This window comes from Bradyrhizobium sp., assembly GCF_052389815.1.
Lineage (GTDB): Bacteria > Pseudomonadota > Alphaproteobacteria > Rhizobiales > Xanthobacteraceae > Bradyrhizobium.
Map to the genome: position 1 here is coordinate 1 of NZ_JBQTHN010000189.1, position 7,148 is coordinate 7,148.

Annotated in this window: 6 protein-coding genes; 1 reads left to right on the top strand and 5 read right to left on the bottom strand. The window is 65.4% G+C overall.

The genetic code is table 11. The features are described 5' to 3' along the window. The coding region (locus tag ACT4OC_RS26960; protein ID WP_444842095.1) for an amino acid permease at positions 1-581 on the bottom strand (581 nt) is incomplete at its 3' end. A 306-nt stretch (positions 582-887) separates the two neighbouring features. Here ACT4OC_RS26960 and ACT4OC_RS26965 point away from each other — a divergent pair. After that, positions 888-2,183 carry an alpha/beta hydrolase gene (locus ACT4OC_RS26965; RefSeq protein WP_444842096.1) on the top strand — a complete coding sequence of 432 codons (1,296 nt, stop codon included), beginning with the start codon at positions 888-890 and terminating at the stop codon, positions 2,181-2,183. A 132-nt stretch (positions 2,184-2,315) separates the two neighbouring features. On the opposite strand, the gene ACT4OC_RS26970 is transcribed toward ACT4OC_RS26965, so the two are convergent. The 4 genes from ACT4OC_RS26970 to ACT4OC_RS26985 form a co-directional block, all read right to left on the bottom strand. Further along, positions 2,316-2,711, bottom strand: a complete 396-nt coding sequence (locus ACT4OC_RS26970) for a hypothetical protein (RefSeq protein WP_444842097.1) — start codon at positions 2,709-2,711, stop codon at positions 2,316-2,318. Between the two features lie 84 nt (positions 2,712-2,795). Further along, on the bottom strand, positions 2,796-4,694 hold the full coding sequence (locus tag ACT4OC_RS26975) for a caspase family protein (protein ID WP_444842100.1): 1,899 nt from the start codon (positions 4,692-4,694) through the stop codon (positions 2,796-2,798). A gap of 93 nt (positions 4,695-4,787) precedes the next feature. Beyond that, positions 4,788-5,951 carry an MFS transporter gene (locus ACT4OC_RS26980; protein ID WP_444842098.1) on the bottom strand — a complete coding sequence of 388 codons (1,164 nt, stop codon included), beginning with the start codon at positions 5,949-5,951 and terminating at the stop codon, positions 4,788-4,790. A gap of 52 nt (positions 5,952-6,003) precedes the next feature. Next, positions 6,004-7,148 (bottom strand): hypothetical protein (locus ACT4OC_RS26985; protein WP_444842099.1); only part of this gene is annotated, 1,145 nt, incomplete at its 5' end.

The window sequence follows — 7,148 nt, forward strand, 5'->3', positions numbered from 1 at the left end:
GCGAACGACACCGGCTGCGCCGTGCCGATCACAAAGCCGCAGACCAGGAAGGCGACGATCAACAACACTTTCAGGATGGTCGCGCTCAGCTGAAAGTTCGAGGAGTGGCGGACCCCGGTGAGTTGCACCAGCGACACCAGCCAGACCACACTGACCGCCAGCGCCAGCGGCGACGCGTCCGGCGCGACCGACTTGGCGTATTCGCCGAACGCCATGGCGGCCAGCGCAACGGGCGCTGCGAAGCCGACGGTCGCCGACACCCAGCCCGCCACAAAACCAAACGCCGGGTGATAGGTCCGGCCGAGAAAGTTGTATTCGCCGCTCGAGCGCGGAAACATCGCGCCGAGTTCGCCGTAGGAAAACACCCCGCACAGCGCGACGATGCCGCCGACCGTCCATAGCAGCAGGATGGAAAAGCCGGACGGGATGTCCTTGACCTGAAAGCCGAGGCTGGTGAAGACGCCGACGCCGACCATGTCGGCGACCACGATGGCAGCCGCCACCCAGAGCGATACGGTCGAGCCGCCACCTGCTGTGACTCGGCCGGGCAAGGCCGTGCCGCCCGCTTCTGATGCCGCCATGTCGGTCCACGCCTTTGGGGCACCGCGCCCGGGATTCACGTCAATCGTGCAGGCTCAGGCCCGCCAGTTCAAGCAGTGTTAACAAAGGTCTAAATCCAGAAGACCTTCGGTATCAATATACCAAAATTGAGCGCTGCTCCTCCCAAGAGCATCCGCGGCAATGCGAAAACAAAAAGGCGCTTCCCACAATCAGGACACGATTCCGTGTTCAGTTTCTTGGGGTCCGGATGGGGAGTTTTCCGGATTCTTAACGTCGCCTAAACGCCGGCCGGTCCAACTTGCCGATCGGTGGTTTGCGGGGGGTGGATGGTCGGGGTCGATCCGAAATCGACGACGCATGATCGCGCCGGTCTGGCGATGCCGGTTGGCACGTCGCCGCGTTTGCGCGCGATGGCGCTCATCGCTGTCCTAGTGCCGGCCTCCTGCCTGCTTGCCCAATGCGGCAAGGCGCCACCCGCCGGCGCAATCGCGGCCAATGCGCACGCGACCGGCAGCGACACCTTCGAGGACCGCTTCCCCACCCCGCAGTTCAAGGACCGTTTCCCCTCGGATTCCGAAAGCATCAAGTGGCCGTCGCGCAGCGAAATCGCGCGGGCTGAGCCGCAGCGCCAGCGTACGGTGCGCACCGAGCGCATCACGCCCGATCCGGCGCCGGCGCCCTCGTCCTATCGCGTTGCCTCCTATGCGCCGACGCTGCCACTGGAAAAGCCGCGCGAGGATCTGACCGCGCTGGTCAGCATGAAATCCTCCGCCTTCCCTTATTTCGGCGAGAACCCGCGTTCGGAAGCGCCGTTCCTCAATGTCGCGAGCGGCGATCGCAAGGGCCACCGCAGCTATTCCGGCAAGGTCTACTGGCAGGACGAGACCTACAACGACAGCCGCGTGCTGGTGCATGTGCCCGAGCATTTCGATGCGAAGCGGCCCGGCGTGATCGTGGTGTTTTTCCACGGCAATGGCGCCACGCTGGAGCGCGACGTGCGCGACCGCCAGCAGGTGCCGCAACAGATCTCCGATTCCGGCGTCAACGCCGTGCTGCTCGCTCCCCAGATGGCCGTCGATGCGGCCGACTCCAGCGCCGGCAAGTTCTGGCAGCCCAACGGCTTCAAGCGCTTCATGGAGGAATCGGCCGCTCACCTCGCCCGCCTCTATGGGGATCCGGGCTCAGCGAAGGCATTCGCCAACATGCCGATCGTGATCGTCGGCTACAGCGGCGGCTTCCTGCCGACCGCCTGGAGCCTCGAGGTCGGCGGCATCACCAAGCGCATCGCCGGCGTGATCCTGCTCGACGCCGTCTATGGCGAGCTCGACAAGTTCGTCTCCTGGATCGAGAACAACCGGGGCGGCTTCTTCGTCAGCTCTTATACCCGCTACACCAGGAAGCGTGGCCTCGAACTGATGGCCATGCTGCGAGAGAAGGGCATCTCCTACCGCGAGGACATGGACGGCCCGCTGCGGCCCGGCAGCGTCGTGTTCGTGCAGACGCGCAACGGCATCACCCATCGCAGTTACGTGACGCAGGCCTGGACCGAGCATCCGGTCAAGGACGTCCTGCTCAAGATGGCCGCGCCGACGCGCGTCGCGTCGGCGAGCGCGAGCCGCTGACCGGCAGACATACCGACGCGGGCACTTCGCTGCACCCGCTCGACCCACATTATGATGTCGATGTCCCAGGCCCGGGACGATCCAGACGCGGATCGGCGAGCGAGCCGCGCCGGGACTTCGTCTCGCCAGGCTTCAGGACGGAAGCTTCGGCAGTTTCTCGACGTAGCCGTTGAAGCAGGTCAACCGCTCCTCCTCGTCCTTGAAGCCGCCGCACTCCGTGACGGATTTCGTCGGCGCCTTGGCCTTCGGATTGGGCTTCGGCTTGATCACCTCGTCATAGCAATTGAGCCGCTCCTTGGTTCCGTCGTCGATCTCGAGGCAAGCCTGCAGTTTTTGCGCCATCGATTTCGGCTTGCCCGGCGCGGCCTTGGCCGACTTCGCTCCGTCCGCCGGGGTATCCTTGGCGCCCTTCGGCTTGACCTGGACCAGCGGCTTGTCGCCGACCATCGGCTGCTTGGCCGGCTGGCCGGTCTGCGCAATGGCAGCGGTCGAATACAGCACCGCAGCAAGCACCAGAATCTTTTTCATCTCGCTTCGCCTTCGTCCTGACCACAAGGGATAAATGCAATTGGCCGAATATGCTCCGGATTGCGGCATATTGGCGAAAATTCTTCATCTCGTCACAAAGAAGAAATCCTCCCGCCCGGGCAGCGACCCGTAAGTATACGGCTCCTGCCTTCCGGCGGTCGCCTCCATGACGTCGTCGCGCACGAGGCGGAACAGCTTGTTGATCTCGACCCCCGGGGTCGCCATCCGCTGCACCACCGCCACCGCAAAGGGTGAATTCTCGCCCTCGCCGTCCAGCGCCGTCTGGCCGTGTTTGGCCGCGTAGACCACCAGCGACGCGCCGGAGACCTTGACCTCGCCAAGACCGCGGCCGGCCGAACGCGTCCTTGCGCTCCGCGTGCCGTCCTCCGCTACTGCGGACGCCTGCACCAGCGCAGGCGCTGACGGGTTTGCCGCCGCAGCCCCGGCAAAGGGATTGTCGCGGCAAGCGTCCAGCATCACCAGCTTGAGCTTGCGGGCGCCGTCGATCGCTCCCATCACCTGATCGAGCGGAACCGCCTCGAACAGCACGTCGCGGTCGGAGGCCAGCCTGGCATCCACGGGGACGAGATAGTTGACGCCGTTCACCTCGATGCCGTGGCCGGCATAGTACACCATCGCCCAATCGGTCTTGTCGGCGGAAGCCGCAAAGCTGCGCAGCGCCTCGATCGCCTTCTCGCGGGTCGCATCGGTCATGAGCGTCACCGAATCGAAGCCGATGCCGCGAAGCGCGGCGGCAACCTTCTCGGCGTCGCGCCGCGGATTTTCCAGGACGGGCACCGATTTATAGGCGGAGTTTCCGATCACGAGCGCAATGCGCCTGCCTTGCTTCGCTGCGGTGGCCCTGGCGACCGCCGGGGCGACGGCGGGCGTCGTGACCTGCGGCGTCGGCACCGAATTGACCGACGCCGCGCGCGGCGGGACGGGAAGGAATTTCGGCTGCTCGACGCCGGATGACAGCGCCGCCAGACGCGCTTCCGCCGTATCGCGCGCCGCCTTGGAAATGTCGCTGCGACCGACATTCTCGCTGACCTGCAGAGCCATTCTGAACTCTGACTTGGCGCGTTCGAAGTCGCCGGACCGCTCGAATGTCAGTCCGCGTCCGACATAGGCCGGCGCGTAGCCGGGTTCGCTGCGGATTGCCGCGTTGAAGTCGGACAGCGCGCGGTCATAGTCGCCCATGTAACGTAGCGTCTCGCCGCGAAGCACGAAGCCCAGCGCAACGCCGGGGCCGCCCTCGTAGAGCACGATCGCGCGATCCTGGTCGGCCAGGGCGCGCTCGAGATTGCCGGTCAGCCGATGGATCTCGCCGCGATTGGCATGATATTTCGGGTTCTTCGGCATCAGGCGGATCGCGACGCTGTAGTCGGCCAGCGCCTTGTCGTAGTCGCCGACTTTCTTGTAGATGCCGGCGCGGCCGTTGTGGGTCGAAGCGCGGTTCTGGTCATTGTTGACGAGGCCGATCGCACGGTTGATGTCGGCCAGGGCCTGAACGTAGTTGCCCTTCTCGGTATAGACCTGCGAGCGCACGTTGTAGGCGGAAGGATCGCGCGGAAAAATCCGTGTGGCATCGCCGAGCACGACGATGGCCCGCTCGTAGTCGCCCTTGCAGTATTGCCAGTAGAAGCCGAGCCAGATCAGAAAATTGTTGTGGGTGCCGTCCTTCTTCGAGGCGACCATATCCCGGCCGCGCTCGAGATCGGCAATCGCCGCGTCACATTGCCTGTTGTCGAGATAGGCAACGCCCCGCGCGAACAACGCCTGTGCCAGTTTGGCCGGCTGCGCCCTGCCTTCGATGATGAGCGTGCACGCAGCAATTCGATCTTCGAGCGCGGCCGTGTTCGCGTAGGGTCCCGTTCGACAGCCGCTCTGGGCATTTCCCGTCTGCGCGAGACTCCGGCTGGTTGCGAACGATCCGCAAACCAGCGCAACAACCAACGCGGCTTGCACCGCGGCCTTCCCCATCCGCACGAGTGCCCTCTCCTCAGCTTCCCCGCGCGGACAAAAGCATGCGTCGCTGCACTTGTCACGCGGACAAGCGGTGGAACTCGTCCGGCATCAAGCGGCGCGCGGCCGGGTCACGAGAACGGAGATCAGCGCCAGCACCAGGAAGGCGGTTCCCGCATATCCCGCCCCGTAGAGGAAATCGCCGGCATACAGGATGCCGCCGATGGCGGAGCCGATCGCCTGTCCGATGTAGAGCACGGACGTGTTGAGCGAGACGGAGGCGGAAGCGAGCGGCGGCGCCGCCGCGACGAGACGGACCTGCTGCATCGAGTTGCTGGAGGCAAAGCCGAGCCCCCAGACCGCGACCGAAACGGCCATCGACAAGAAGCGGCCCGCGGTCAGCGCCCAGCCGGCAATGCCGGCAAGCACCATCGATATCGAAAGCAATGAGGTGCGGTAGGCACCCCAACCATCGACGATACGGGTCGCGATGGCGACACCGATAAAGCCGAACGCCCCGTAGATCGCGAAGACGAGCCCGACGGCATCCGCACTCGAGCCAGTCAGTCTCGCCAGCAGCGGCCCCATGAAGGTGAAGATCACGAACTGGCCGGACATGTAGAGCGTGGTGATCAGCAGCAACAGCACGACCAGCCGATTGCGCGCAAGATCGAGCCAGGTCCGCAGCCGAACCGGCGCAGCGAACAACCCGCCTGGCAGCCGCCATGTCAGCAGCATGAAGCTCACCGCGCCAAGCGCGCCGATGCCGCCATAGGCTGCACGCCAGCCGTAACGATGGGCGATCAGCGCGATCATCGGCAGGCCGACGGCGGCCGCCAGCGACCAGCCGAGAAAGACATAGGCGATGGTCGAGCCGCGTTTCGATTCCGGCACGATCATCGCGGCGGTGCCGGCGGCCTGCGGCGTGAAGATCACGCCGATGGCGAGCATCAACAGTCGCAAGCCCAGGAGGCTCGCAAAGTCGGGCGCAAAGGCGGAGGCGATGTTGGTCGCAGCGAGAACCGCCAGCGTCGCCGCGAGCAGCCTGCGGCGTTCGATCCGGCTGGTGAGCCATGCCGTGACCGGCGAACCCACGCACAGCACGATCGCGCCGAACGTGATCAGCAGGCCCGCGGTTCGGATGCTGACGCCGAGGCCCTCGGACAACTCCGCCAGCATGCCCGCCGGCGCCAGCACCGCGCAGCCGGTGACGACATTGCCGAGCATCAAGGCGGTGGGCGCGAAAGGACGAGCGGCAACCGGGCGATTTTCCATGCGAGACGCATGTAAGCCGCTGGCCGAAGCGACGAAAGGGCGACGCTTGCGATTATTTCGCAGTGCTCTCATGTGCGCCGACGCTCTGCCGGAGCACGATATTCTTCGGCGGCGGACAGGTCGCAGCGAGTGTCGTCAGCGCACTCGCCAGACCTTCCGTGGAGTACTTCGCAGCACGCGCGACGCGGCGGCCGTCCGCGGCCTGCATCGATTCCATGAACTCGAACTGCGGCACGTTGGTCAGGCCCTGCACCGAGGTCCGCGTCAGGCGCAGTCCCCAGATTTCGAAGCCCTGCAGCTTCACGGGAGGCGAGTTGAAATGTTTGGGCGTCGGGCCGAGCCCCGAGATCGCGACCGCCGTAGCGGCGCCGGCAGCAAGGACCGGTCGCTGGAAATTCAGCTCGAACTGCTCGCTCGAGGCGCAGACGATCCGCCATTGCGACAGGCGCCAGGACTTTCCGCCCTCCTCGCGCACAGCGGCCGCCTTGCTGACCATGCCGCGCACGCTATTCTCGAATTTCCACGGCGTCTCCGCGATCTCCCGCCGGTCGATGCCGAAACGCACGATCTCCTCGCGCGTCAGCACATGCATGCTCTCGAACCTGATCGAACGGACGAGGTCGAACAGGCCGATATCCGCGCCCATCTTCACGATGTAGGCCGACAGCATGCGATCGGCGCGTTCGCGGCCGCGTCGGTTCGCCGCGGCACGCACTTCGGCGGGCGGCTCGCCGCCGCGGAAATGCACCACCACTTTGGCCGTGTGCACCGCCAGCAGCGCGTCCGGCGCAACCTCGCGATTGGTGGCACCGAGTAAGACATAGGGACAGGCCGAATTGCAGTTCGTGCCCTTGGTGAAGAGGTCGCCATGCAGCACGCGGCCGGATTGCTTTAGCTTCAGACAGGCACGGCTGTCCTGCGCCTCGAAGCCGCAATCGCTGACCAAAGTGCGCCCGACCCGCGCGGTCGCGCGGCGCTCGCGCAGCATTGCTCCCATCGCCAGCGCCTGATCGAGATTGCCGCCCGGCGAAGAAAGATAGATCGGCAGATCGCGATTGCCGATCGCTTGCAGGAATTTCCTGAAACGGGATGCGGCAGCGCCGTCGACCTGCCCCTCCATCGCAATCCAGCTGTCGCAGCCGCGGCCGCAGGCATCGGGCGCGCCCTTGACGACATAGAACGCCATCGGCGGCGCCG